At 71.8% G+C, this 23460-nt stretch carries 24 protein-coding genes; 11 read left to right on the top strand and 13 right to left on the bottom strand.

Annotated features, from left to right (window positions below; genetic code table 11):
* Window positions 1–47: 47 nt before the first annotated feature.
* Window positions 48–1271 (top strand): PP2C family protein-serine/threonine phosphatase, encoded by a 1224-nt coding sequence (locus ACZ4TO_RS18710; protein WP_468024759.1) that lies wholly within the window; start codon window positions 48–50, stop codon window positions 1269–1271.
* Window positions 1272–1397: 126 nt separating this feature from the next.
* On the opposite strand, the gene ACZ4TO_RS18705 is transcribed toward ACZ4TO_RS18710, so the two are convergent.
* Complete coding sequence (locus ACZ4TO_RS18705) at window positions 1398–1880, bottom strand: VOC family protein (protein ID WP_382794987.1); 483 nt, start codon at window positions 1878–1880, stop codon at window positions 1398–1400.
* Window positions 1881–2058: 178 nt separating this feature from the next.
* Here ACZ4TO_RS18705 and ACZ4TO_RS18700 point away from each other — a divergent pair, with 178 nt between their 5' ends.
* The 3 genes from ACZ4TO_RS18700 (at window position 2059) to ACZ4TO_RS18690 (ending at window position 4649) form a co-directional block, all read left to right on the top strand.
* Window positions 2059–3255 (top strand): epoxide hydrolase family protein, encoded by a 1197-nt coding sequence (locus ACZ4TO_RS18700; RefSeq protein WP_468024758.1) that lies wholly within the window; start codon window positions 2059–2061, stop codon window positions 3253–3255.
* Between the two features lie 136 nt (window positions 3256–3391).
* Window positions 3392–4045: an ATP-dependent Clp protease proteolytic subunit gene (locus ACZ4TO_RS18695; RefSeq protein ID WP_382794982.1), complete on the top strand. Its 654-nt coding sequence runs from the start codon at window positions 3392–3394 to the stop codon at window positions 4043–4045.
* A gap of 1 nt (window position 4046) precedes the next feature.
* Window positions 4047–4649 carry a ClpP family protease gene (locus ACZ4TO_RS18690; RefSeq protein ID WP_382794979.1) on the top strand — a complete coding sequence of 201 codons (603 nt, stop codon included), beginning with the start codon at window positions 4047–4049 and terminating at the stop codon, window positions 4647–4649.
* Between the two features lie 86 nt (window positions 4650–4735).
* Here ACZ4TO_RS18690 and ACZ4TO_RS18685 read toward each other — a convergent pair whose 3' ends face one another.
* Both ACZ4TO_RS18685 and ACZ4TO_RS18680 read right to left on the bottom strand, forming a co-directional pair.
* A complete protein-coding gene (locus ACZ4TO_RS18685) occupies window positions 4736–5227 on the bottom strand; it encodes a helix-turn-helix domain-containing protein (protein ID WP_468024757.1) in 492 nt (163 codons plus the stop codon).
* Between the two features lie 129 nt (window positions 5228–5356).
* A complete protein-coding gene (locus ACZ4TO_RS18680) occupies window positions 5357–6625 on the bottom strand; it encodes a DUF6777 domain-containing protein (protein ID WP_382794974.1) in 1269 nt (422 codons plus the stop codon).
* Window positions 6626–6789: 164 nt separating this feature from the next.
* Here ACZ4TO_RS18680 and ACZ4TO_RS18675 point away from each other — a divergent pair, with 164 nt between their 5' ends.
* On the top strand, window positions 6790–8085 hold the full coding sequence (locus tag ACZ4TO_RS18675) for a streptophobe family protein (protein WP_468024756.1): 1296 nt from the start codon (window positions 6790–6792) through the stop codon (window positions 8083–8085).
* Window positions 8086–8113: 28 nt separating this feature from the next.
* Here ACZ4TO_RS18675 and ACZ4TO_RS18670 read toward each other — a convergent pair whose 3' ends face one another.
* From ACZ4TO_RS18670 to ACZ4TO_RS18655, 4 genes are all read right to left on the bottom strand, one after another.
* Complete coding sequence (locus tag ACZ4TO_RS18670; RefSeq protein WP_382794971.1) at window positions 8114–9112, bottom strand: serine/threonine-protein kinase; 999 nt, start codon at window positions 9110–9112, stop codon at window positions 8114–8116.
* Window positions 9113–9146: 34 nt separating this feature from the next.
* Complete coding sequence (locus tag ACZ4TO_RS18665; protein WP_468024755.1) at window positions 9147–10061, bottom strand: hypothetical protein; 915 nt, start codon at window positions 10059–10061, stop codon at window positions 9147–9149.
* Between the two features lie 6 nt (window positions 10062–10067).
* Window positions 10068–12410: an ABC transporter ATP-binding protein/permease gene (locus ACZ4TO_RS18660; protein ID WP_385045297.1), complete on the bottom strand. Its 2343-nt coding sequence runs from the start codon at window positions 12408–12410 to the stop codon at window positions 10068–10070.
* A gap of 68 nt (window positions 12411–12478) precedes the next feature.
* Window positions 12479–12889, bottom strand: a complete 411-nt coding sequence (locus ACZ4TO_RS18655; protein ID WP_385045294.1) for a hypothetical protein — start codon at window positions 12887–12889, stop codon at window positions 12479–12481.
* Between the two features lie 367 nt (window positions 12890–13256).
* On the opposite strand from ACZ4TO_RS18655, the gene ACZ4TO_RS18650 reads away from it, so the two are divergent.
* Window positions 13257–13634, top strand: coding sequence for a nuclear transport factor 2 family protein (locus ACZ4TO_RS18650; protein ID WP_468024804.1), 378 nt, complete (start codon window positions 13257–13259; stop codon window positions 13632–13634).
* A 78-nt stretch (window positions 13635–13712) separates the two neighbouring features.
* On the opposite strand, the gene mgrA is transcribed toward ACZ4TO_RS18650, so the two are convergent.
* Window positions 13713–14705 carry an L-glyceraldehyde 3-phosphate reductase gene (mgrA, locus tag ACZ4TO_RS18645; protein WP_385045291.1) on the bottom strand — a complete coding sequence of 331 codons (993 nt, stop codon included), beginning with the start codon at window positions 14703–14705 and terminating at the stop codon, window positions 13713–13715.
* 146 nt (window positions 14706–14851) lie between these two features.
* On the opposite strand from mgrA, the gene ACZ4TO_RS18640 reads away from it, so the two are divergent.
* A complete protein-coding gene (locus tag ACZ4TO_RS18640; RefSeq protein ID WP_382794956.1) occupies window positions 14852–15745 on the top strand; it encodes a LysR family transcriptional regulator in 894 nt (297 codons plus the stop codon).
* A gap of 86 nt (window positions 15746–15831) precedes the next feature.
* Window positions 15832–16341, top strand: a complete 510-nt coding sequence (locus tag ACZ4TO_RS18635; protein WP_385045284.1) for a mycothiol transferase — start codon at window positions 15832–15834, stop codon at window positions 16339–16341.
* Here ACZ4TO_RS18635 and ACZ4TO_RS18630 read toward each other — a convergent pair.
* Both ACZ4TO_RS18630 and ACZ4TO_RS18625 read right to left on the bottom strand, forming a co-directional pair.
* On the bottom strand, window positions 16329–17393 hold the full coding sequence (locus tag ACZ4TO_RS18630) for an adenosine deaminase (RefSeq protein ID WP_385045281.1): 1065 nt from the start codon (window positions 17391–17393) through the stop codon (window positions 16329–16331). The genes ACZ4TO_RS18635 and ACZ4TO_RS18630 overlap by 13 nt on opposite strands.
* 87 nt (window positions 17394–17480) lie before the next feature.
* Window positions 17481–17873, bottom strand: a complete 393-nt coding sequence (locus ACZ4TO_RS18625) for a VOC family protein (RefSeq protein ID WP_355774056.1) — start codon at window positions 17871–17873, stop codon at window positions 17481–17483.
* Between the two features lie 390 nt (window positions 17874–18263).
* Here ACZ4TO_RS18625 and ACZ4TO_RS18620 point away from each other — a divergent pair, with 390 nt between their 5' ends.
* Window positions 18264–19025: a phosphatase PAP2 family protein gene (locus ACZ4TO_RS18620; RefSeq protein ID WP_468024754.1), complete on the top strand. Its 762-nt coding sequence runs from the start codon at window positions 18264–18266 to the stop codon at window positions 19023–19025.
* 73 nt (window positions 19026–19098) lie between these two features.
* On the opposite strand, the gene ACZ4TO_RS18615 is transcribed toward ACZ4TO_RS18620, so the two are convergent.
* Entirely contained in the window at window positions 19099–19623 is a 525-nt protein-coding gene (locus ACZ4TO_RS18615) for a hypothetical protein (RefSeq protein ID WP_468024753.1), read from the bottom strand.
* A gap of 593 nt (window positions 19624–20216) precedes the next feature.
* Between ACZ4TO_RS18615 and ACZ4TO_RS18610 the strand changes: the two genes are divergently transcribed.
* Window positions 20217–20693, top strand: coding sequence for a hypothetical protein (locus ACZ4TO_RS18610; RefSeq protein WP_468024752.1), 477 nt, complete (start codon window positions 20217–20219; stop codon window positions 20691–20693).
* Window positions 20694–20751: 58 nt separating this feature from the next.
* On the opposite strand, the gene ACZ4TO_RS18605 is transcribed toward ACZ4TO_RS18610, so the two are convergent.
* Complete coding sequence (locus ACZ4TO_RS18605; RefSeq protein ID WP_468024751.1) at window positions 20752–21993, bottom strand: PQQ-binding-like beta-propeller repeat protein; 1242 nt, start codon at window positions 21991–21993, stop codon at window positions 20752–20754.
* A gap of 245 nt (window positions 21994–22238) precedes the next feature.
* Window positions 22239–22688, bottom strand: coding sequence for a hypothetical protein (locus ACZ4TO_RS18600; protein ID WP_385045268.1), 450 nt, complete (start codon window positions 22686–22688; stop codon window positions 22239–22241).
* 194 nt (window positions 22689–22882) lie between these two features.
* Between ACZ4TO_RS18600 and ACZ4TO_RS18595 the strand changes: the two genes are divergently transcribed.
* Window positions 22883–23284 (top strand): hypothetical protein, encoded by a 402-nt coding sequence (locus ACZ4TO_RS18595; protein WP_382794934.1) that lies wholly within the window; start codon window positions 22883–22885, stop codon window positions 23282–23284.
* Window positions 23285–23460 lie beyond the last annotated feature (176 nt).

Genomic DNA, 23460 nt, shown 5'->3' with positions numbered 1-23460 from the left:
CGACCGCGTGCGTGGATGGAAGCAGGGGGTGCTGCGGTGGAGGTGCGATGGCGGGCCGGGGCGATGGCGGGACGGCGGGCGCGGGGGCGCCGTCCGACGCCTCGGAGGACGCCGTCGAGTCGATCGGCACGACGCTCGACGAAGGCATGACCTGCGAGGAACTCGTCGCGTTCATGTGCCGGCACTTCTGCGAGACCGCGGCGGTGGACCTGCTGCCCAAGGACGTGGCGGCCGGCCGCCGCACCGCGGACCCGGAGCTCACCCGGGTGGCCGAGGCCGGCCGCACCCGGCTGCTCACCCCGTCGGAGGGTCCGCGCCCGCTGTCCGTCCGGGCGCTCGACGAGGGCCGTCCGATCGCCGCCTCGATCGACCTGTCCGGCCGGACGCCCCGCCAGGTCATGGCCGTCCCCCTCCTCGCGCACGGACGTCTGTACGGGGTGCTGCTCGCCGTCCGGCAGGGCGCGCCCTTCACCGGTGCCGACATCTCGGGGGCCCACCACGCGGCGCGGCTCGCGGCCGTGCACCTCGGCCACTCCCGCGAGCACGCGTCCCTGCGCGGCACGGTCCTGGACCTCCAGCGGGCGCTGCTCGCCGCACCGGGCCGGCCGCACCCGAACCTCGATCTCGCCACCCGCTATCTCCCCGCGGGCGGCGGTTCCCTGGTCGGCGGGGACTGGTTCGAGACCGTACGGCTGCACTTCGGGCGCACCCTGCTGGTCGTCGGCGACGTGATGGGGCACGGCCTGGACGCCGCGGTGGACATGAACGCGTACCGCGCGATGCTGCGCTACGTCGCCTCCACGGACCTTCCGCCCCACCGGGTGCTGCGCCGGCTGGACACCGCGGTCGCCGAGGACGGCAGCCGGCGCCCGGCCACCTGTCTGCTCGTACGGGTCGATCCCGCGCGCGGGATCGCGGTGATCGCGGGTGCCGGGCACCTGCCGCCGGTGGTGTTCGCCGGTGACGGCTCGGGCGAACTGCTGCCGCTGCCCGTGGGGCCGCCGCTGGGCACGGGGGTGGGTGGCTACCAGCAGGTGGTCCGCAGGCTGGCCCCGGACGACACCCTGGTGATGTTCACCGACGGGCTCGTCGAGCGCCGCGACGAGGACATCGACGCGTCACTGGCACGGCTGGCCGCGCTGCGGCTGCCACCGGGCGCCGGCGTCGACGACCTGCTCGACGAGGTGCTGGTCGCGCTCGACGCCCGGCACGCGGAGGACGACGTGGCGGTGCTGGCGGCCCGGATCCACCCGCGCGGCCATCCGGGCTGAGACACCCCGGCCGCCTGCACGGGTCGTCCGCCCGGCCTGACGCCTCCGGTCGGCCGGGACAGGCTCCCTGTCCCGGCCGGAGGGCGGCGGCCGCAGCGGCAGCGGCACCCCAGGGTGCCGGTCGTGTCACTCCCCCGCGTGCGCCCGTTCCAGGGCCGCCATGTCCAGCTTGGTCATCTTGTACATCGCCTGGGCCGTACGGGCGGCCTTCTCCGTGTCCGCGTCGCCGAGCAACTCGATCAGGCCGTCCGGGACGATCTGCCAGGACAGCCCGTACTTGTCCTTCAGCCAGCCGCAGGGACCCGGCTCGCCGCCGTCCTCGACGAACTTGTTCCAGTAGTGGTCCACCTCCTCCTGGCCGTAGCAGTGGACCTGGAACGAGATCGCCTCGTCGAACGTGAACTGCGGGCCTCCGTTGACCGCGACGAACTTCTGGCCGTTGGCCACGAACTCGACGGCCAGCACGGAACCGGGCGTCCCGGGCCCGGCCTCGGTGTAGCGGCCGACCCTGCCGAGCCGGGAGTGCTTGAACGTCGAGACGTAGTAGTGCGCGGCCTCCTCGGCCTGGCCGTCGAACCACAGACAGGTGGTGAAACCGTCGGCGGGCATGTGTACCTCCTCGGGCGGGAAATCGTCGTCACCTCTGTCGACCGATCCTCGTCCGAAAACTCATCGGCCGCGCGCGCACGACCCCACCCCCGGCCGACCGGAGCCGCCCCGGCACGCGCCCCCGCCCCGCGGAAAACCCGTGCCCGGCGCGCCCGGCACGGAGTTAGCATCCGCGGACATGAATCCCACCGAATCCCCCGGCGTCCATCCGTTCCGTGTCGACTTCCCGCAGCGCGACCTCGACGACCTGCACCGTCGCCTCGACGCCACCCGCTGGCCCGACGAACTGCCCGGAGTGGGCTGGGCCTACGGAGTCCCGAAGGCCTACCTCCAGGATCTCGTCCACCACTGGCGGCACGCCTACGACTGGCGTGCGGCCGAGAAGCGCCTCAACACATGGCCGCAGTTCACCATCGAGATCGACGGCGCGCGCGTGCACTTCGCGCACATCCGCTCGCCGGAGCCCGGGGCGACCCCGCTGATCATGACGCACGGCTGGCCCGGGTCCATCGTCGAATTCACCGATGTCGTGGGGCCGCTGACCGATCCCCGCGCGCACGGCGGCGATCCGGCGGACGCCTTTCACCTGGTCGTGCCGAGCATCCCTGGCTTCGGGCTCTCGGGACCGACACGGGACACCGGCTGGGAGTTCACCCGGGTGGCCGCCGCGTTCGCCACGCTGATGGACCGCCTCGGCTACCGGCGCTACGGCGCGCAGGGCGGCGACTGGGGCGGGGCCGTCTCGCGCGAGCTCGGGCGGGCCCACCCCGACCGGGTGACCGGCGTCCATCTCAACCTGCTGCCCGGATCGTCCGCCGTCACCGAGCCGACCGCCGGGGAACTGGCCGCGCTGAGCCCGTACGAGCGCGAGCGCACCCTCCGCTCCTGGCGTCGCGGCCAGGAGTGGAACCGCGAGGAAGCGGGGTACGCGGCGATCCAGGCCACCCGGCCGCAGACGCTCGCGTACGCCCTCACGGACTCACCGGTCGGTCAACTCGCCTGGATCGCGGAGAAGTTCATGCGGTGGACGGACTCGCGGGAGTGCCCGGAGGACGCCGTCGACCGGGACCTCCTGCTGACCAACGTGATGCTGTACTGGCTGACCGGCACGGCGGGTTCCTCCGCCCGGATCTACTACGAGCGCGCCCACGCCGCCTACTGGGGCACACCGTCCGAGCCGTCGACCGCTCCGACGGCGCTCGCCGTCTTCCCCGAGGAGAACTTCGTCGCGCTGCGCCATGTCGCGGAGCGCACCGACACCGTCGTCCGCTGGACCGAGTTCGACCGGGGCGGCCACTTCGCCGCGATGGAGGAGCCGGATCTGCTGGTCGGGGACATCCGGGCGTTCTTCCGCCAACTCCGCGCCGCCGGCTGAGGAACGGCACGGGGGCGCGGCTCTGCCGACGGCGAATCTGCCACGGGCCGAGAAATCCGTTCCGGCGCTGGGGCCGGGCAGAGAGTGGAGTGAGCGGCGACGCCCGCCGCGTCACGACCAGGAGGAACGAGGAACCATGACTCCGCTCATCACCGGCCGGCATCCGGCCCGCACCCAGTGGGCCGAGGAGGGCGACACCCCGGCGACCCGCTACGACGACCATCTGGCCGCGCAGTTGCTCGCCCAGCGGATCATCTTCCTGGGCACCCAGGTCGACGAGGTCTCCGCGAACCGGGTGTGCGCCCAACTGCTCCTGCTCTCCGCCGAGGACGCGCGCACCGACATCAGCCTCTACATCAACAGCCCCGGTGGTTCGGTGACCGCCGGACTCGCCATCTACGACACCATGCGGCTGATCCCCAACGACGTCTCCACGCTCGCGATGGGGTTCGCCGCGAGCATGGGGCAGTTCCTGCTCAGTGTGGGCACCCGCGGCAAGCGCTTCGCGCTGCCGAACGCGCGGATCATGATGCACCAGCCGTCCGCGGGCATCGGCGGCACCACCGCCGACATCGAGATCCAGGCGCAGAACCACGAGTTCACCAAACGGGCCATCGAACGGATCACCGCGGAGCACACCGGCCAGAACGAGGAGACGATCTCCAGGGACGGTGACCGGGACCGCTGGTTCACCGCGGAACAGGCCAGGGAGTACGGCATGGTGGACCGGGTCGTGGAGTCGCTCGACGACGTCCGCCCGGCCGCGTCACGGCGACGGATGGGGCTCTGACATGGGTACGTACACGATCCCGAACGTCGTCGAGCGGACCCCGCAGGGCGAGCGGTCGTACGACGTCTTCAGCCGGCTGCTCTCCGAGCGGATCATCTTCCTCGGCACGGAGATCGACGACGGCGTCGCCAACGTCGTCATCGCGCAACTCCTCCATCTGGAGTCGTCGAGCCCGGAGAGCGAGATCGCGATCTACATCAACTCACCCGGGGGATCGTTCACTTCGCTGATGGCCATCTACGACACGATGACCTTCGTCCAGGCGCCGATCTCGACGTTCTGCGTCGGGCAGGCGGCCTCCACGGCGGCGGTGCTGCTCGCCGGGGGCGATCCCGGGCGGCGGTTCGTGCTGGAACACGCGCGCGTGCTGCTCGGCCAGCCGGCCAGCGGCGGCCGTCAGGGCACGGTGTCGGACCTCAGTCTCCAGGCCAAGGAGATGCTGCGGATCCGCTCGCAGGTCGAGGAGGTGCTGTCCCGGCACACCCACCACGACGTCGCCACGCTGCGCGCGGACATGGACCGCGACAAGATCTTCACCGCGCGGGAAGCGGTGGAGTACGGCCTCGCGGACGAGATCCTGAGCCGCCGGCTCGCCCTGATCTGACCCCGACCCGCCCGGAACCCGGCCCTTGCCGGGCAGCAGGGCCCCGGGGGCCCGCGCCCGGGGAGGGCGCGGTGCGCGGGCCGGCGTCAGGCGGCGAGGCACATGCCGTCGTACCGCGAGCCCGAGGACCGCGGGCCCGAGGACGGGGCCGACGCCGGGCGGCCGCGGACGGACTCGGCCCGGGTGTGCCGGGTCAGTTCCCGCTGGGCCAGCGACAGCAGTTCGGACAGGCCGAGACCGAGGGCGCGCGCGGCCGCGGCGAGGACCTCGGAGGAGGCCTCCTTGCGGCCGCGCTCCACCTCGGAGAGGTACGGCATGGAGATCCTGGCGGCCTCGGCGACGTCCTTGAGCGTGCGTTCCTGGGCCAGTCGCTCGCGCCGCAGGACGTCACCGACGAGGTCACGCCACAACGGCTCCCTGGCCGAGGGAGCGGGAGCCGCCGGTGGCCGGCGCGGCACGAGGACCGGTGGCCGGTGCGCCCGGGCCGGGGCATCGGCCCCGGCCGGTGTCCGGGAGGGCTCCGACGCCGCCGGACGCAGGGGGATGACGCGGGCTTCGTTCGTCACGTGGTCGCTCACCCCTTCAGCCTAGAAGCGCGGGGCCGTACGGGAAGGGAGCGGCGTTCCGCTCTCGGTGAAGCGGCCACGCACCGAAGGGTCCGCGCCGCTCCCGCTCGAAGCTCCCGGCACGGTGACGGCTTCGCGGGGTCAGGAGGATCCCGCGGAGGCGTCCGCCGACTGCGACGTCAGGTCGGCGGAGGCCGAACCCGAATCCGGGGGCGGTGCCTGCGACTCGGACGCCGGAGGCTCGCTGGACGGGGGCGGTTCCTCCGAGGACGGCGCGGAGGAGGACGGTTCGGAGGAGGCCGACGACGGGGCGGAACTCTCGGACGACGGTGAGGTCGAGGTCGACGGGGACTTGGAGCCCGAGTCACTGACCGACGGCGAGGGGCTCACCGGCGGGTGCGTCTTCTTGTCCTTCTTCACGTCGTCACCCCGGTGCCGCTTGATCCACTCGTTGCTCTCGGGGTCGTAGATGACGAACACGTCGATGACCGTCTTCGACGGCACGACGGCCACGCTGTTCTGCGGACGGTACGACGGCCACGGGTCGCCGGTCGTCTTGATGGTGCCCTTCTGCGGTACCGGTTCGAGCAGCGGGTTGCCGCACGCGCAGCGCACCCTGGGCACACCCCGGGAGTCCACGAGGACGGCGGTGCCTGCCTGGAGGACCGCCTGATAGCTGGTGGGGGCGCCGTTGCGGTAGCCGTGGTTGGTGACACGGGTGTCCAGGCGCAGTTGTACGGGGGTCAGGGAACGCAGATAGGCGGGGACCGCGTTCGGCTGGATGCCCTCGACCGAGGCGAAGGCCTTGTTCTTCGCGGGGTCCGCCTTCAGCGCGGTGATCTGCTTCTCGACGTCGCAGCTCGACACGTTGCGGGTGCCGCCGTAGAGACCCGGCGCGCTGCCGCTGTAGGTGCCGCCCTGGGTGGCCGGTGCCGACGAGGCCGCGGCGGAGGGCGTCGCCGACTCGATGGAACTGTCGTTGGCGGTCGACTCGGTGAACGAATCGGGCCCCGACTTGCTCGCGGGCTGCGCGAACACCTCGCTGCTGGCGTTCTTGGCCCCGCCGCCGTTGTTGGTGAAGACCAGTCCGAGGATCACCGCCGCCGCCACGACACCGGTGATCAGCGCGACCCGCGGCGCCGACCGCCACCACGGCCGCTCGGGTCCTCCGCCCGGCCCACCGGGTCCGCCGGCGCCACCGCCGGGCCCCTCGGGACCCGAGCCTCCGCCGCCCCCTCCCGAACCGCCGCCCCCCGGTCCTCCGGGTCCGCCTCCCTCGCCGGACGCACCGCTCGGCGGTCCGGCGGGCGGGACGTTGACGGGCTGGGTCGGGCTCGGCTGCGCCGGGCCCGACAGCGGGCCCGAGGGCGGGCCGGTGGGGCGGCCGGAGGACGGCTGTTCGACGCTCACGAGCTCTTCTCCCGTTGGAGGGATGCAGGGACGTCAGAGGGGCATATGTACTGCTTTCCTGCACAACGAACCCATTGTGTGCCCCGGTCCGCCGGTGCCCGCAAGCCGACGCGGGCGGCTCTCCCCGAGGGGCGGACGGTGTCGGTGCTGCTTAGCGTGGCAGCGTGAGCCCCCCGACACCGTCCGCCCAGCCGACCCCCAGCAGCGGTGCGCGTCCGGCCGCCCGTCACGGCTGGCTCCAGGCCCTCGTGGCCGTTCTGGCCGGTCTGGTCCTCATGGTCGTGGTCGCCGCTCTCGGCCTGTGGGCCTCCGGCGCCAACGGCCTTCCCGACAACGCCTTCCCCCGGGTGGTCGCGGCCACCCTGGTCACCGCGGTCGGCGGGACCGTCGAGTTCACCGGCGACGCGGGAGCCATCGCGGAGACGAAGGCGGGTCTCACGGTGACTCCCCTGTCCGTGACGCTGACCGGAGCGCTGGTGCTGGGGGCGGGCTTCCTGTGGCCGCTGCGCCATCGCGCCGTCGCCGGGGCGAAGGAGCTGGCCGGCTGGGCCGGACGGCTCGCGGTCCTGTGGCTGCTCGTGCTGATCGGGCTGGCGCTCGCGGCCCGCCAGAACTTCACCATCGACCTGGGGAACGGCACGATCGGCGCCATCGGCGACCTGTTCGGCGCAACGCCCGAGGTGGGTTTCAAGGCGTCCATGGCTCCGACCCTGGTCTTCGGGGTGCTGTGGCTCGCGGGCGTGTTCGTGATCGCGCTGCTGGTCTCGCGCGGCGCGCCGCTCCCCGCCCGGCTGCTGCGCTTCCAGGAGTCGGTGCGGCCGGCCGCGTACGCGATGGTGGTCCTGCTGCTCGTGTGCGTCGGCCTCGGCGTGGTCATCGGACTGGTGGTGGCGGCGACCCGCGGGCATCCCGCCGAGACCTTCGCCGTGATGCTCCTGGGCCTTCCCAACGTCGTCTGGCTCGCGTTCACGATCGGCCTCGGCGCCACCTGGAACGGACGGGTGGACGGCCCCTTCGGGCTGCCGATGCCCCATGTGCTCGACGAGGTGCTGCGCACTCCGGACGTGTCCGAGCTCAACCTCGGCTCGCTCGCGGACTACGACGGCAGGATCTGGTGGCTGGTGGTCGTCGACGCCGTCCTGCTGCTCGGGGCCGCGTTCCTGATGGCGGCCCGTTCACCGGCCCGGACGCGGGCCTGGCAGCACGCCGTCCGCATGGCGGTCGCGCTGGCGCTGACCGTGCTCATGATCTGCCTGCTCGGCCGGGTCTCGGCGAACTACGGCCTGTCGATCCTCGGTCTGGGCGACATCGGCGGCGGCCTCAAGGGAGAGCTCTTCCTGAAGCCCCAGGTGTGGGGTGCCCTCGGTCTGGCCCTGCTGTGGGGGCTGGTCACCGGGTTCCTGGGCGCCCTGATGGCGAAGGGCGTCCGGCGCAGGGGCGAGGTCGGCCCGGCCGGCTGACGCACACGGCCGAGCGTCGGTCGGCGGCTCAGCGGCGGAACACCGGGCGGGCCCAGACCGGCGGTTGCGGCACGGGTCCCGGCCCGCCGGGCACGGCCTCGGCGTCCGTGGCCGAGGCGGTGCCGCTCCCGGTCGCGACGCCGCGCGCGGCGACCCGCAGCGCGCTGACGAAGGCCAGGCACGAGTCGTACCGGTCGTCGGGGCTCTTGGAGAGCGCCTTCGCGAGGACCGCGTCGACGGCCTCCGGGATGTCGGGGCGCACGGAGGTCAGGGCCGGCGGCTGGTCGTACTGGTGGGCCCACAGCAGCGCCATGTCGTCGTCGCGCTGGAAGGGCGGACGGCCGGCCATCGTCTCGTAGACGACACAGCCGAGGCTGTAGACGTCGCAGCGGCCGTCCACCGGTTTGCCGGAGATCTGTTCGGGCGCCACGTAGTCGAGGGTGCCGACGAACTGTCCGACGCTCGTGAACCCGGTCAAGGACAGGGACTTCTTCGTCAGTCCGAAGTCGGTGAGATAGACGTGCTCGGGGTGGTCGCTGTCGGTGCCCTGGGCGACCAGGATGTTGCCGGGCTTCACGTCCCGGTGCACCAGGCCGTGGTCGTGGGCCGCGTCGAGCGCGGAGGCGACCTGGATGCCGATCCGGCCGGCCACGGTGACCGTCAGCGGGCCCTCCCGGTCGAGGAGATGACGCAGGTCGCGCCCGGCGACGTACCGCATGGCGATGTAGAGGACGCCGTCCGTCTCGCCCGCCTCGAAGACGGGCACGATGTGCGGGTGGTCGATCGCGGCGGCGACCCGCGACTCGTGGGTGAAGCGGCCGCGGAAGGTGTCGTTGCGGGCGAGTTCCGGGGCGAGCAGTTTGAGCGCGACCGTGCGGTCCAGCCGCAGGTCCTTGGCCTGGTAGACGACGGCCATCCCGCCGCGGCCGATCTCCCGCTCGATCCGGTAGCCCGCGATCTGCCGCCCGATCAGCTCGGAGGGCCGCCCCGAGAACGGACTGGTGCCCGGCCCGGACGTCTCGTCCATCAGCGGTCACCCCGCTCGTGCCGCGCGCCCCGCATCAGTCCTCGCCCTTGTCGTCGCTGTCGAAGGTGACCAGGCGGGTGGGCTCGTGTCCGCCGGGGGGTACGCCCGGTGGCCCTCCGGGAGGTCCGCCGGGGGCGGATTCCCGCACGATCCGCGTCGGCTCCGCCTGGCGCTCCCTCGCCCGGTCCGGCCGCTGCGCCCGGTCCGGCTCCTGCGCCCGGTCCGGCTCCTGCGCCCGGTCCGGGTCCTGTGTCCGGTCCGGCACCTTCGTGTCGCCCGGCCCACCGGACGGGTCCGGTCCCCGCGCGCCGCCCGGCACCTTGGTCCGGTCCGGAACCCGCGACTCGTCCTGCTCCCGCCCCCGGTCCTCCACGTCCTCCACCCGGTCCCGCTCCGGCGTCCGGTCCTGTTCCCGCGGCGGTTCCTGCTCCCGGGGCTCGTGCGTCGTCTCGCGTCGCGTGCTCGACGGGGTGCGCTCGGCCGCGAACGTGCTCAGCCGGGTTCCGTCGCAGTACACCCAGCGCTCGTGCTCGCCGTCGTACAGCCACATCGACTCGCCGTCGACGATCACACCGATCCGGTTGCCCTGCGTCCGGGCGCGGAAGCTCTCGGCCTCCAGCCGCCCGGACGCCAGTTCCTCCGCCGCCCGCCGGTACTCGGTGAGCGCCTGGTCGACGCGGGCCAGCAGCGGGCGCGGATCGGCCGTGCGGGCGAGCGGGCGGGTCGCCGCCGGCGGTACCTGCGGTACGGCGATGAGCAGACGGCCGTCCACCCATGCCGACCAGCCGTTGGCGCACACGACCCGCCCCCAGTCACCGAGCCGGTCGACGAGTTCGACCGGCAGCAGCGCGTCCAGGGGCACGGTGGGCCGCGACGGGTCCGGCGACTCCCACGCGGGCAGCCCGTCCTGCGGAACGACGTGCGTCGGGCGGAATCCGGGGCTCGTCATCGGCGGCTACTTCCGCATGACCGCGGGCTCGTGCCGTCGCAGCAGCCGGGCGACCAGCCAGCCGAAGACGACGGAGAGCACGATGAGCATGCCCATGTTGAGGAGCCAGGCGCTGGTCGTGTGCCGGAACATCGGGTCGCCGGTCAGTTCGCCGGGCACGATCCGGGCGAGGCCGATGGTCCCGGCCATCGCGCCCAGGGCCCAGCGGGAGGGCACGAGCCAGGAGAGCTGTTCGAGGCCGGGCACGCCGTGCAGCTTCAGCAGGGCGCCGCAGAACACCACCTGGACGATGGCCAGCAACACCAGCAGCGGCATCGTCACCTCCTCCTTGCGCACCACGGCGGAGACGAGGAGGCCGAGCATCATCGCGGTGAAGGACAGCAGGGCCACGGCCAGCGTGATCTCCAGCAGGGGCGGCATCAGGACGCCTTCGCCGCCCGGGGCGTTGAGATCGACTCCGAACAGGCCCACGAGCGTGAGCACGACGGCCTGGAGCACGGTGATGGTGCCGAGGACCACGACCTTGGACATCAGGTACGCCGATCTGGACAGACCGACGGCCCGTTCTCGCTGGTAGATCGTCCGTTCCTTGACGAGTTCGCGCACGGCGTTGGCCGCGCCGGTCAGGACGCCGCCGACGCACAGGATGAGCAGCGCGTTCATCGCCGTCTCCTGGGTCAGCTTGCCGCCGGCCAGCGCCCGCGCCATCGCGCCCATCACGAACGGCAGGGCGATCATGATGGCGAGGAAGGTCCGGTCGGCCCCGAGCGCGGCCGCGTAACGGCGGACCAGGGTGCGGAGCTGGGAGCCCCAGCTCTGGGCCTTCGGGGGCGGTCCGACGAGCGCTCCGGTGGCCGCGTCCGGCATCCTCGGCTGCGAGGTCGATTTGTCGATGTACTGACGATGGAACGGCGAGTCCTGGTACTCCCCCGCCCAGTCACGGTCCGTGTCGCGCTCGAAGGCCTCGAACGCCTCGGGCCACTGCCGGTAGCCGAAGAAGGCCAGGGTGTCGTCGGGCGGTCCGTAGTAGGCGACCTTGCCGCCGGGCGCCAGGACCAGGAGCCGGTCGCAGACGTCCAGGCTGAGCACGCTGTGGGTGACCACGATGACGGTACGGCCGTCGTCGGCGAGGCCGCGCAGCATGTGCATCACCGAGCGGTCCATGCCCGGGTCGAGCCCGGAGGTCGGTTCGTCCAGGAAGAGCAGGGACGGCTTGGTGAGCAGTTCCAGGGCCACGCTGACGCGCTTGCGCTGGCCGCCCGACAGACTGTGGATGGGCTGGTCGACGCGCTGCTCCAGGCCCAGCTCGCCGATCACCTCGTCCACCCGCGCCAGGCGCTCGGCCTTCGCGGTGTCCTGCGGGAAGCGCAGTTCGGCGGCGTAGGTCAGGGCCCGGCGCACGGTGAGCTGGGCGTGCAGGATGTCGTCCTGCGGGACGAGGCCGATGCGCTGGCGCAGTTCGGCGTAGTCGCGGTACAGGTCACGGCCGTCGTAGAGCACCGTGCCGTGGTCGGCGGGGCGCTGCCCGGTGAGCGCGTTCAGGAGCGTGGACTTGCCCGCGCCGCTCGGACCGACGACGGCGAGCAGACATTTCTCGCCGACGGGAAAGGACACCTGGTCCAGGAGCGTCTTGCGGCCCCGGTCGACCTCGACGACGAGGTCCTGCACGTCGAGGGAGACCTCGCCGCTGTCGACGTACTCCTGGAGCTGGTCCCCGACGAGGCAGAACGCGCTGTGCCCGATGCCGACGATGTCACCCGGTGTGACCAGGGCCTGTGCGACGGGCTGTCCGTTGAGGAACGTGCCGTTGTGGCTGCCCAGGTCGACGATCTCGTACGTGCCGTCGGGCCGGGCCCGCAGTTCGGCGTGGTTCCGGGAGACGATCAGGTCGTCGATGACGAGGTCGTTGTCGGGGCCGCGGCCGATGCGCACGGTGCGGGAGGGCAGCGGCCGTACGGTGGTCGGCTGTTTGAACGTGCTGGTGGCGGCCGGCATGGAGACGGCCGAGGGGCGCTCCGCGACGGGGGGCGGGCGGCTGACGAGGACGGCGCGCGGGCCGTCGGCGGGACTTCCGAAGCGGATCACGCTGCCGGGTCCCACGCCCCATTCGTGGACGCGGCGGCCGTCGGCGTACGTGCCGTTCGTGCTGTTCTCGTCCTCGAGCGTCCAGTGATCGGCGTGGGGCCGCAGCACGGCGTGGTGCCACGAGACCCGGACGTCGTCGATCACGACGTCGCACAGCGGATCGCGCCCGACGTGGTAATCGTGGTTCGGACTCATCACCGTCGAGCCCGTCTCGGTTTCGAGGACGAGCTCGGGTGCGGTTGCCGCGACAGGCCTCTCTGCCATGCCAGAATTCTAACGATTCGCCCCCTTGTGCGCCTGATCTGCGCTCGGCGGCCGGGGCGCCCGGAGGCTCAGGCGGCGGAGATCCCCAGCACCGCGGCGGTGCGGTGCATGCGCAGCGCGTCCACCGATTCCGCGAGCAGTTCGTACTCGGTGGTGTCGTCGCTGGTGGAGACACGGACGAGTTTGCCCGCGGCCAACTCCTCGGCGACGAGCTCTTGTTGCTCCGAGTCGCCGCACCACGCCCGCAGCATCGTGGGGACGTCGGGGACACTGTCCCCCACCGGCGCGATCGAGTTGGGCGGAAAGGCGGGGTCCTCGGGCTGCGGATCGAGCCTTTCGGCCATCCAGGCCGCTCGGTCCCGCATCCACCACAGGGCCAGCGCCAGGGTCGGCGCTCGATAGGTGCCGAGGGGTACGCCGACTCGCTGACCGCCGCACATGCCGTACGCGGTGACATGGCACAGGAATTCGTCGTGCACGATCTCCCCCATTGGCGTCGCTCGTCGCCGGTCCGGCCTCACTTTCCCTGCGGCTCTTGGGCGTTGCTCCGTGCAATTGCACGGGCTTGGTTGAATTGCCCTACTGATTGAGTATCGCCACTACTGACACACTGTCACCATGTGAATCCAGCCAGTCTCTTGGCATATTCACCGCGATGGTTGGCCGAAACGGCATCGACAGCTTTCCCGGCCCCGGAACGCGCCCGGTCTCCGGCATGACCCGCGAGGTAATCGACCCCTCGGGCGGCGCCCGTCAGGGTGGGCGTAACGCGTCCCGGCGGCGGAACACCCGCCCGGGACACGGACCTTGACCATGAATACGTTCCCCGCTGGAGGCTGGTTCACCATGTCCGCGAACACCGAGCGCCACGAGACCGCCGTCACCCGCTACTTCGAGGCCTGGAACGCGAGCGGGCCGGACACCTCCGCGAAGGCGGTGGCCGCCGCCTGGGCACCGGACGGCACGTACACCGACCCGCTCGCCGACGTCCGCGGGCACGAGGAGATCGCGGCCATGATCGCCGCGGCGCACGAGCGGTTCCCCGGTTTCGTCTTCCGCCCGCTGGGCGCGGTCGACGGCCACCACGACATCGCCCGCTTCGGCTGGGAACTGGTCGACGAGACGGACGGCTCGGCGCCCGTCGCGGGCTTCGACGTGATCGTCCTGGACGGCGAGGGCCGGATCCGGAGCGTGCACGGATTCCTGGACCGCGTCCCGTCCTGACACGCGGCGAGGTCCCCGACGCGGCCGTGCGTCGGGGACCTCGAAATGCCGCCGGGGCCGCGCCCGGCGTCGTACGTCCTACGCCTTGATCACCGCGTCGATCCGGGCGAGTTCGTCGTCGGTGAAGTCCAGGTTGGCGATGGTGGCGACGCTGTCCTCGAGCTGGCGCGGGCTGCTGGCGCCGACCAGGGCCGAGGTGACCCGGCCGCCGCGCAGCACCCAGGCCAGCGCGAGCTGGGCCAGCGACTGGCCGCGCGACTTGGCGATCTCGTCGAGGGTGCGCAGGCGGCCCACGAGATCCTCGGTGACCGTGTCCGTGCTCAGGAACGGGCTGTCGCTCGCGGCCCGCGAGTCCTCCGGGATGCCGTTCAGGTACCGGCCGGTGAGCAGGCCCTGCTCCAGCGGCGAGTACGCGATGGAGCCGACCTGGAGCTCGTCGAGCGTGTCCAGCAGGCCCTCGTCCTCAGGCCGACGGTCGAGCATCGAGTAGCGGGGCTGGTGGATGAGCAGCGGGGTGCCCAGCTCGGCGAGGATCCTCGCGGCCTCACGGGTCTGCTCCGCCGAGTAGTTCGAGACCCCGACATACAGCGCCTTGCCCTGCTGGACCGCCGAGTGCAGGGCGCCCATCGTCTCCTCGAGCGGGGTCTCCGGGTCGGGACGGTGCGAGTAGAAGATGTCGACGTAGTCCAGACCCATCCGGCCCAGGCTCTGGTCGAGCGAGGACAGCAGGTACTTGCGCGAGCCCCACTCGCCGTACGGGCCCGGCCACATCAGATAGCCGGCCTTGGTGGAGACGACCAGCTCGTCGCGATGGTGCGCGAAGTCCGCCTTGAGGGCGTCGCCGAGGGCGGACTCGGCGGCGCCGGGCGGCGGGCCGTAGTTGTTCGCCAGGTCGAAGTGGGTGACGCCGAGGTCGAAGGCGCGGCGCAGGATCGCGCGCTGGACGTCCACGGGCCGGTCCGGGCCGAAGTTGTGCCACAGGCCGAGCGACAGCGCGGGGAGCTTCAGGCCGCTGCGGCCGGTCCGCCGGTAGGGCATGTCCGCGTAACGATCGGGGTGCGGGGTGTACAACGCGTACTCCTGTGAGGCCGGGGAAACAGGCTTCCACTCTCGCGCGCCCGGTGGGCACCGGTCCAACGGGAGGATCGGATGGCATTGAGCGATCCGGCTTCTCAATCGGTCGAGGCACCCTCCGATCGCGCCTACCCTTGCCTCTCATGGAACTGCGTCATCTTCAGCATTTCGTCGCCGTCGCCGAGGACCGGCACTTCACCCGGGCGGCGGAGCGGCTGATGGTGTCGCAGTCGGGCCTCTCCTCGTCGATCAGGGCGCTGGAGCGGGAGCTCCAGGCGCCGCTCTTCGTCCGTACGACCCGCCGTGTCACCCTCACGGAGGCCGGTCGCGCCCTGTTCGTCGAGGCGGAGCGGATCCTCGCGCAGGTGCGTTCTGCGCACGACGCCGTGGCCGCCGTGCAGGGGGTGCTGCGCGGCACGTTGTCCCTCGGCACCGAACAGTGCATCGCGGGCGTGCACTGCGCCAGGCTCCTCGCGGCGTTCCGGCGGCGCCACCCGGACGTGGAGATCCGGTTGCGCCAGGCGGGTTCCGAGGCGCTGGCGGAGGAGGTCGCGGCGGGCCGTCTCGACCTGGCCTTCGCGGTGCGGACCCGGGCCGACTCCGAGCATCTGCGGTCGGTGCCGCTGGCCAGTGAGCCGATGACGGTCCTCTGCCACCCGGAGCACCCGCTCGCCACGGCGGCCGTGGTGACGCCCGAGGAACTGGGCGAGGAGGCCTTCGTCGACTTCCACCCCGACTGGGGCCCGCGGCGCACCACCGACGCGGCGTTCGCGGAGGCGGGGGTGCAGCGGACGGTGGCCCTGGAGGTCAACGACGTCCACAGCCTCCTGGAGCTCGTCCACGAGGGCCTCGGGGTCGCCGTCGTACCGCGCCACTTCGGTCACAAGCCGGAGGCCCGCGATCTCACCGCGCTGCCCTTCAAGGGCGCTTCGGAGGGGTCGTACGAGACGGTCGCGATGCTGCCGCCGGAGGAGGCCACGAGCCCGGCCGCACGGGCCCTGATGACGCTGCTCGACGCCTCGGGGGACGGGGCCTGAGCCGGCGCCGGTCCGGTTCCCGGGAGCGGAGGCCGGGAAGGGCGGTTCCGGACGCAGGGACGGGCGCGATGCGCGATGGTGGTTCCATGCTTGCCAAGGACATCCTCATCGACGGCTTCGGCCGCATCCGGGAAGAAGTCCACGCCGCTGTCGGCGACCTCGCGCCGGAGGCCCTCAACGCCCGCCCCGCCGAGACGGCGAACTCGATCTCCTGGCTGGTCTGGCACCTCACCCGGGTCCAGGACGACCACGTCGCCGACGCGGCCGGGACGGAACAGGTGTGGCTCACCGACGACTGGGCGAAGCGCTTCGGGCTCGACCTGCCGCGGGGCGACACCGGGTACGGCCACACGTCCGCGAAGGTCGCCCGGGTCCGGGTGGAGTCGGGCGACCTGCTGCTCGGCTACTACGACGCGGTCCACGAGCGGACCCTCGACTACATCGGCGGTCTGGCCGCCCACGACTTCGAACGCGTCGTGGACGAACGCTGGGACCCGCCGGTCACGCTCGGCGTCCGTCTGGTCAGCGTCCTGTCCGACGATCTCCAGCACGTCGGACAGGCAGCCTACGTACGCGGGCTGGTTCAGACGTCGTAACCGGGAAGGACGACGTCCTCGATCAGGGCCTTGCGCTCGTCGAAGGGGATGAACGCGCTCTTGAGGGCGTTCACCGTCACCGTGCGCAGGTCCTCCACGCCCCAGCCCGCCTCGTCGACGAGCAGCGCCATCTCCCGGGTCATCGTCGTGCCCGACACCAGGCGGTTGTCGGTGTTGAGGGTGACGCGGAAGCCCAGGTCGCGCAGGGCGGTGATGGGGTGCTCGGCGATGGACTTGGCCGCGCCGGTCTGGAGGTTGGAGGTCGGGCACATCTCCAGGGCGACGCGGCGGTCGCGCACCCAGCCGGCGAGCCGGCCGAGCTTGCCGTCCACGATGTCCTCGGTGATGCGGACGCCGTGGCCGATGCGCTGGGCGCCGCAGACCTGGAGCGCCTGGTGGATGCTGGGCAGGCCGTGGGCCTCGCCGGCGTGGATGGTGAACGGGACGCTCTCGCGGCGCAGGTGCTCGAAGGCGTCGAGGTGGTCGGCCGGCGGGAAGCCGTCCTCGGCGCCCGCGATGTCGAAGCCGACGACGCCGGCGTCACGGAACGCCACCGCGAGGTCGGCGGTCTCGCGGGTCCGGTCGAACATCCGCATGCCGCACAGCAGGGTGCCGACGCGCACCGGGGTGCCCGCCGCGGCGGCCTTGGCCATACCGGCCGCGAGGCCTTCCTGCACGGCCTCGACGACCTCGGGCAGGGTCAGGCCGCCGTTGACCATGAGCTCGGGCGCGTAGCGCACCTCGCCGTAGACGACGCCGTCCTCGGCGAGGTCGAGGACGTACTCCTCGGCCGTGCGCAGCAGGCCCTCGCGGGACTGCATGACGGCGAGGGTGTGCTCGAAGGTGGCTATGTAGCGGACGAGGTCGCCGGAGTTGGCGGCCTCGACGTACCAGGCGGCCAGTTCCTGCGGGTCCGTCGTGGGCAGGGTGTGCCCGACGGTCTCGGCGAGCTCGACCAGGGTGGCCGGGCGGAGGCCGCCGTCGAGGTGGTCGTGCAGGACCGCCTTCGGCAGGCGGCGGATGGTGTCGATGTCGATGCGGGGCGCGGTCATGTGCGGTGTTCCTCGGGAGGTCGTTCGGAGCGGGAGGGAGCGGAAGAGCGTGGGGGCGGCAGCCCGCGTGACGTGCGGGAGGCCGGGTCAGTCCGCGGGCTGGAGCAGGTCCCAGCGGTTGCCGTACAGGTCCTGGAAGACGACGACCGAGCCGTACGGCTCGTGGCGCGGCTCCTCCAGGAAGGTCACGCCGGCGGCGCGCATCCTGGCGTGGTCGCGGGCGAAGTCGTCGGTGTGGAGGAAGAAGCCGACCCGTCCTCCGGTCTGGTCGCCGATGCGGCCGCGCTGTGCCTCGTCCTTGGCCCGGGCGAGCAGCAGCCCGGTCCCGCCGCCGTCCGCGCCCGGCTCGACCACGACCCAGCGGGAGCCGTCGGGGCGCGGGGTGTCCTCGACGAGGCGGAATCCGAGGGCTTCGGTGTAGTGGCGGATGGCCTCGTCGTAGTCGTCGACGACGAGGGTGACTAGGGCGACGCGTCTCATCTGTCTCCTCGGAGCTCTCCAGGGTTATACGTAACACGTAGGGTACGACATTCACGGTCGGGCGCCAGGCAGGGCCCGCCGCCGGGCGGTGCGGCGCCCGGCGGCGCAGGCTGAAAGGGTGCCGATCTTCGCGAGGTGATCCGCGTCGGGTGATCCGAGTCGAGTGATCCGACCGGGGTGATCCGAGCGTGGTGATCCAACCGAGGTAGTCCGACCGGGGCGACCCGGGAACGATCCCGGCCGTCGTTCGTCTACAGTTATGTAGACGTAGTCAGCGAGGGAGACGGGTGCGGGGCGGGCTGTCCTGCCATGCGCGTGCCCGCCGAGGAAAGGGGCCACGCCCATGTCCGCCGCACCCGCGCGCGAGGCCGACGCCGTTCCGGCCAAGCCGTGAAGCGCGAGGGTGTCCGTGCCGTCGCCGCGTCGGCCGCGATGGGGAGTCTGGCCGCGTTCGTGCTGCTGACGCTGGTCGTCACCACGCACGAGGGTGCTCCCCTGTTCGGCGACAGCGGGCTCGCCTCGTGGTCGCTCGAGCACCGTCCGGACGTGGCGCTCGCCATGGCACGCGGGGTGACGTACACGGGCACGGGCGCCGTCCCGTACGCGCTGGTCGTCGTGGCCGGCCTCGTCCTCGGGCGGACCGGGCGTACGACGCGCCAACGGGTCGCGGTCGTCGCGGCGTGCGTGGGCGCCCTGGCCGCCGCGCAGGCCGTTCGGTTCGCGGTGATGTCACTGATAGCCCGGCCCCGGCCCCCTCTGGCGAACTGGGCCACCCACGCCTCGGGCTGGTCGTTCCCCTCCGGCCACACCACGACCTCGGCCGTCGCGGGCGGCATCCTCATCCTCGCGGTGCTGGCCCGCGCCCCACAGTCCAGGAGAACGCTGGTCCCGCTCATCGGCTGCTGGGCCGTGCTGGTCGGCCTGTCCCGCGTCTACCTGGGCGTCCACTGGTTCTCCGACGTCCTGGGCGGCTGGCTGTTCGCCGTCTGCTGGCTGAGCGCGCTGGTGTACGGCGTGACGCGGTTCCTCCCCGAAACCTATGCCGCGCTGACGGCGCCCACGCCCCGCGGGGAGCCCACGGCGGACGGACGCGATGACGGAACCCGGGAACAGCGCGAGCGGGGCGACGTCCCCCCTCACACTCCTGGGTGACCGTTCGATCGAGGAGTATCGGTGTGCACGCCCGGCAGCCCGGACTGAGCGTCAAGGCCCGCAGGAACGCGCGTCAGCCCTCGTCCTGCCGCCAGTCACGAGGCCAGTTCCCCGAGGGAGGCGGCGGGCCGGCGACGCCGAGTTCACGGCGTGCACAGGCGTAGAACGCGTCGCGCTTCTGACTGACTCGTTGCGCGTCGCGCGTCCACTTGTCCGCCTCGCGCCCCTGTTCTCGCACGTGCAGTTCCAGGGTCCAAACCGCCTCGTGCCAGGATCGCGCCGCCACGACGGTCTCGACATCGCCGACCAGCAGCACGGATTCCCACAGCGAGGCCCTGCGCGCCTCCGCCTCGGCGAGCAGTTGCAGGCCTGCCGCGGGCTCCAAGGGGTCGACGACGTTCGCGTAGCCCAGCGCCGCTCCGATGCGCTGGCTGATCCATATCTGCTCTTTGAGGGCGTTGCCGTATCGCGCGTACACCTCGAACTTCTTCTCGTGCCATCGCTCGGCCTGTGTCCGGTGCCAGCGTTTGCGCTCGGTCAACGTCGTGGTCGCGTACGAGCCCGCGGCACCGACGCCCACGGCCAGCAGTGTGGCCAACTGATCCAGGAACATCCCCACCCCCGTGCGGTCATCGAGCCGTGAGCAAGTCGTTCTCGCAGATCTTCCCCGCCTGGTGCCGGCCATTCCAGAGGGCGATCCGGCCTACGGATGCTCGTGACGTCACGCGAAGTCTCGGGCTGTAGGCTGCGCCCGCGCCGATCACTTGAGGAAGGCCATGGAGCTATCGCTCCGGTAACCGCCTGGCGAACAGCGGCCTCGGGGGTGTTCCGGGAGTCGTCGGGGTCGCGTACGTCGTGAAGGCCGAGAGTGGGGTGCCGCGGGGTCTCGCCGTGCTGGGTGTGGTCGGGTTTTCCGTGCTGGCCGTACGTGGATACCGGCTCGGCGTGACGTATGACCACGCACGGATCACCGTTCGGGGCTACCTGCGCACACGGGTCGTCGACCGGGAAGACATCACCGGGATCACGGACTTTCCAGCCGTGCGGTGGACATCCCGCGATGGGCGCACACGGTGGACTCCGTTGACGGCCTTCGTCACGGGCGCCGGCGAAACCTCGGCGTCCCGCATGAGGAAGGAACGCGCCGTCAGGAAGCTGCGGCAGTGGGCACGGCGAGGAGGGGGCTGAAGCGTGCGTGCGAAGACCGGCGTGAAGGGCATGAACGGCGTGCGCGGAAGGACCGGCGTCGAGGATGATCGCCACGTGACCGTGCGGCCGTGGCACGCGTTCGCGGTCGGGTCCGTGCTGGGGGCGGCCGCTCTGTTCGAGCGGGTCCGAGGCTTCCGATCGGGTCGGCAGTACGTCCTGTGCCACGCTTCGTCGGCGGTGGATCACCTCACGATCGTGGCGCTCGCCCTGGCCGGCGGGGCGCTCGTGGCAGGGGTGGTCGGCGGGGTGACGGCGATCATGATCGATGCTTCGCGGCCCAACCCGGTGTTCCTCATCGCCTGCATGGTGGCCGCGCTCGCCTGTGTCGTGGCAGCGGACACGGTGGACGCCGCGGGCGAACGGCGGGCGGCGCGTCTCGCGGCCCAGGGTTTCCATGAGGGGCAGTGCGACTACACGCCGCAGGTCTACTCGGCGACTCCCGGTTGGTTCACCTGGTGATCCGCCGCCGGTCAGCCGACGCCACTGCCGCGCTCACGGCCGACGAGCGCCCCGGCGATCAGTCGAAGGCGATCAGCAGGCCTCCCCCGCCGCCCCTCCAGCCGATGCTCAGCGCGCCGTCGGCGATGTCGAGGATGTCGAGCTCCTCGTCGTCGTCAGAGGCGTCCGGCGCCTTCATGGACGGCAGCTTCAGGGTGTGGAGCGGACGGCCGGTGTCCGCGTCGAGGACGAGCAGCTCGGCGTGGATCCGGCGGCCCTTGTCGGCCTCCGTGAGGAACGGCCGGCGTACGACGTACACCCGGCCGTCGGCGATCTCGGGGGCCCCGTACTCCTGGCCGGCGGGTGCCCGCATCTGCCAGGCGCGGTGGCCGTCCCGGGTGTCGTAGGCCGCCAGCAGGGTGCCGTGATCCCCGGGGCGGTCCTTCGCGTCGGTGCCGACCAGTACCGTGCCGTCGTCGGCGGCGACCTCGTCCCAGCTCACGAAGGGCAGAGTGCCGCGGCGGGAGACACCTTGCCGGTCCACGTCCGACACCTGGACGTTCCGCTCGAGCTCCGGGTCCTCGGTGACGCGGGTGTGCCCGCTCCAGGCCTCCTCGACGGATTCCTCGGTGCGCTGTCGCCAAAGGACCCGGCCCGTGCGATGGTCGACGCCGAGCAGAAGGTGGTACGTGTCCCACTCGGGTTTCACCACGTTGCACATCACCTGGACGGCGCTCAGACCCTCCGGCAGGGCGTGCACGTGAACGACGAGCACCTGGGGACACGACGTGGGCGTCCTCACCGTCCACAGGCTCCGGCCGTCGCGCTCGTCGAAGGCTCGCACGGCGCCGGGTGCCCCGGTGACGACCTGGCCAGCGGCGAGCACCACGCGCCGCCAGCCTTCTTCCCGGACGTCCACGCGCCACAGCAGCTTGCCCGTACGCACATCGATGCCGACGAGCCTGCCGTCACTCTCGCCGACGACCACGGTCCGTTCCGACACCGATACGGCATTCACGAGGCCCTCCGGATCCCGGCGCTCGTAGTGCCAGTACTCCTCACCGGTCCGCAGGTTCACCGCCCTGACACCGGAATCCGTCTCCCGGACGGACAGCCCGTGCACGAGCGCCCGTTGGACCGTGGTCCCGCGTACGACGTGGGCGGGCGCGACCGGGGCACCCGAGGCGAACGCGGCCGGAAAGGGGCCACGGGCTTCGGTGAAGACGTCCCCCCACTGGTGCCCGTGCTTCAGCGGCACGACCACGACGAAGAAGACCAGCACCATGACCTCGACCAGCAACCGCACGCGAGCCCCGCGCACGTCCACGCGCCTCAGGGCGGTTCCGCCCGGACCCCTCGTCAGTCCCACCCCTGGTTCTCCGAGCAAGTTCATACGTCGTCGCGCCACGACCGCCCCCCACCCCCGCGGACCCTGCCGCCTGTCGCGGTGACACGGCGGCGGCTCAGGGATCTTCGCGCCCGGTCGACGGGCCGGGCAAGTGGAAGCGCCGACAAAGCCGGTTGAGACCTTGCGATCGCGCGGACGCGTGACCTGCCACGTCGCCGTCAGTCGCGGAAGCAGCCGAAGTCCTCGTCGTTCCGGTTCTCGTACGACCTGCGCGACTCCTCCTGGCCCTCGCTGAAGACGACGCGGCCCGTGGCCAGTTGGCGCGGCTCGAAGGTGAGGAAGCCCGAGACGAGATCGTCCGACGTCATGTTGGCGCGCAGCGCGTAGGTGACCGTGGGGTCCAGCTCGACGGTCAGGGGGAGCTGTGTGGTGAAGCCTTGGGGGGCGGTCCCGAGCTGGACGCGGTGCAGCGGGGTCCCGGCGGAAGCCTTGATGTGCCAGAGCAGTCGGCCCGGATCGTCGACGGTCCCGTCGCGATCCCAGCGGTACAGGGCTACCTCGGTGATGCCGTCGGGCCCGGCTCCCGGGCACTCACGCCAGCCGATCACCGGACCGGAACTCCCGCTCTCGACGAACAGCGGATCGAACTCCGCGCCACAAGCACTCAACAGAAGCGCGAGAACGATGACACCGCTTGAACGCCGCCATTTCACCTTCCGGAGTGTACGAGCGAGGGGGCGTGGCGCCACCCCGGCGAACGTCTCGACCTGATACCGCCGGGCAGCGGCCCGCGTTGTCGGCTCACGGCCGCCCCCTCGCCCGCCTCCCAAGCCCGGCCGGCCCGGCACCTAAGCTTCCTTCCATGGCATACGAGCTGAACTCCCTGCTCGGTCGTCTCGTCGGCTTCCGGCTGTACTCGGTGCAGTTCGTGATGGACTACGTCCAACTGCACTTTGACGGACCGACCGACGACGCGCCTTTGCTCACCTGCGACGTGCTGCCCGCCGTCACGCTGTCCGGGCGGCGGTTCTCCCCGACGGAGACCGGCTGGGCCGACGCGCTGCTCGGACTGATCGCCCAGGACGTGACCGGCACCCACGAGTGCACGGGGATCGGGATCAAGGTCGACTTCGCGACCGGCTCCCTCCAACTGCACCCGGCTGAGAGCGAACTCGTCGGTCCGGAGATCGCCATGCTCAGCGGCTTCGCCGATCAGCGCTGGATGGTCTGGCGGCCGGGCGAGGAAGCCTTCGAAGACCTGTAGCCGTAGTGCGAATAGCCGTAGTGCGAAAGGACGCGTCCGGTGCTCCTGGGCGGGTGCGGGGCGGTCGCTATCATCACCCCATGACGTCATATGAGGCCCATGCCGCGTAGGGCCCCGGGTCGGCTTCGTGGTGGGGGGTCCGGGCGGGGTGGCCGTGCCGGGGTGAGTTCCCTGGT

Source organism: Streptomyces sp. NPDC028298 (assembly GCF_055565895.1).
The sequence above is the reverse complement of the archived record's forward strand: the minus strand, read 5'-3'. Positions and strand labels throughout refer to the sequence as shown.

Excerpts from the sequence above, each read along its gene's own strand:
- ACZ4TO_RS18665 (WP_468024755.1), bottom strand. The coding sequence starts at position 10,061 with ATGACGAGCCCCGGATTCCGCCCGACGCACGTCGTTCCGCAGGACGGG.
- ACZ4TO_RS18595 (WP_382794934.1), top strand. The coding sequence starts at position 22,883 with ATGGCATACGAGCTGAACTCCCTGCTCGGTCGTCTCGTCGGCTTCCGG.
- ACZ4TO_RS18650 (WP_468024804.1), top strand. The coding sequence starts at position 13,257 with ATGTCCGCGAACACCGAGCGCCACGAGACCGCCGTCACCCGCTACTTC.
- ACZ4TO_RS18640 (WP_382794956.1), top strand. The coding sequence starts at position 14,852 with ATGGAACTGCGTCATCTTCAGCATTTCGTCGCCGTCGCCGAGGACCGG.
- ACZ4TO_RS18700 (WP_468024758.1), top strand. The coding sequence starts at position 2,059 with ATGAATCCCACCGAATCCCCCGGCGTCCATCCGTTCCGTGTCGACTTC.
- ACZ4TO_RS18625 (WP_355774056.1), bottom strand. The coding sequence starts at position 17,873 with ATGAGACGCGTCGCCCTAGTCACCCTCGTCGTCGACGACTACGACGAG.
- ACZ4TO_RS18630 (WP_385045281.1), bottom strand. The coding sequence starts at position 17,393 with ATGACCGCGCCCCGCATCGACATCGACACCATCCGCCGCCTGCCGAAG.
- ACZ4TO_RS18635 (WP_385045284.1), top strand. The coding sequence starts at position 15,832 with ATGCTTGCCAAGGACATCCTCATCGACGGCTTCGGCCGCATCCGGGAA.
- ACZ4TO_RS18710 (WP_468024759.1), top strand. The coding sequence starts at position 48 with ATGGCGGGCCGGGGCGATGGCGGGACGGCGGGCGCGGGGGCGCCGTCC.
- ACZ4TO_RS18695 (WP_382794982.1), top strand. The coding sequence starts at position 3,392 with ATGACTCCGCTCATCACCGGCCGGCATCCGGCCCGCACCCAGTGGGCC.
- ACZ4TO_RS18705 (WP_382794987.1), bottom strand. The coding sequence starts at position 1,880 with ATGCCCGCCGACGGTTTCACCACCTGTCTGTGGTTCGACGGCCAGGCC.
- ACZ4TO_RS18690 (WP_382794979.1), top strand. The coding sequence starts at position 4,047 with ATGGGTACGTACACGATCCCGAACGTCGTCGAGCGGACCCCGCAGGGC.
- ACZ4TO_RS18670 (WP_382794971.1), bottom strand. The coding sequence starts at position 9,112 with ATGGACGAGACGTCCGGGCCGGGCACCAGTCCGTTCTCGGGGCGGCCC.
- ACZ4TO_RS18660 (WP_385045297.1), bottom strand. The coding sequence starts at position 12,410 with ATGGCAGAGAGGCCTGTCGCGGCAACCGCACCCGAGCTCGTCCTCGAA.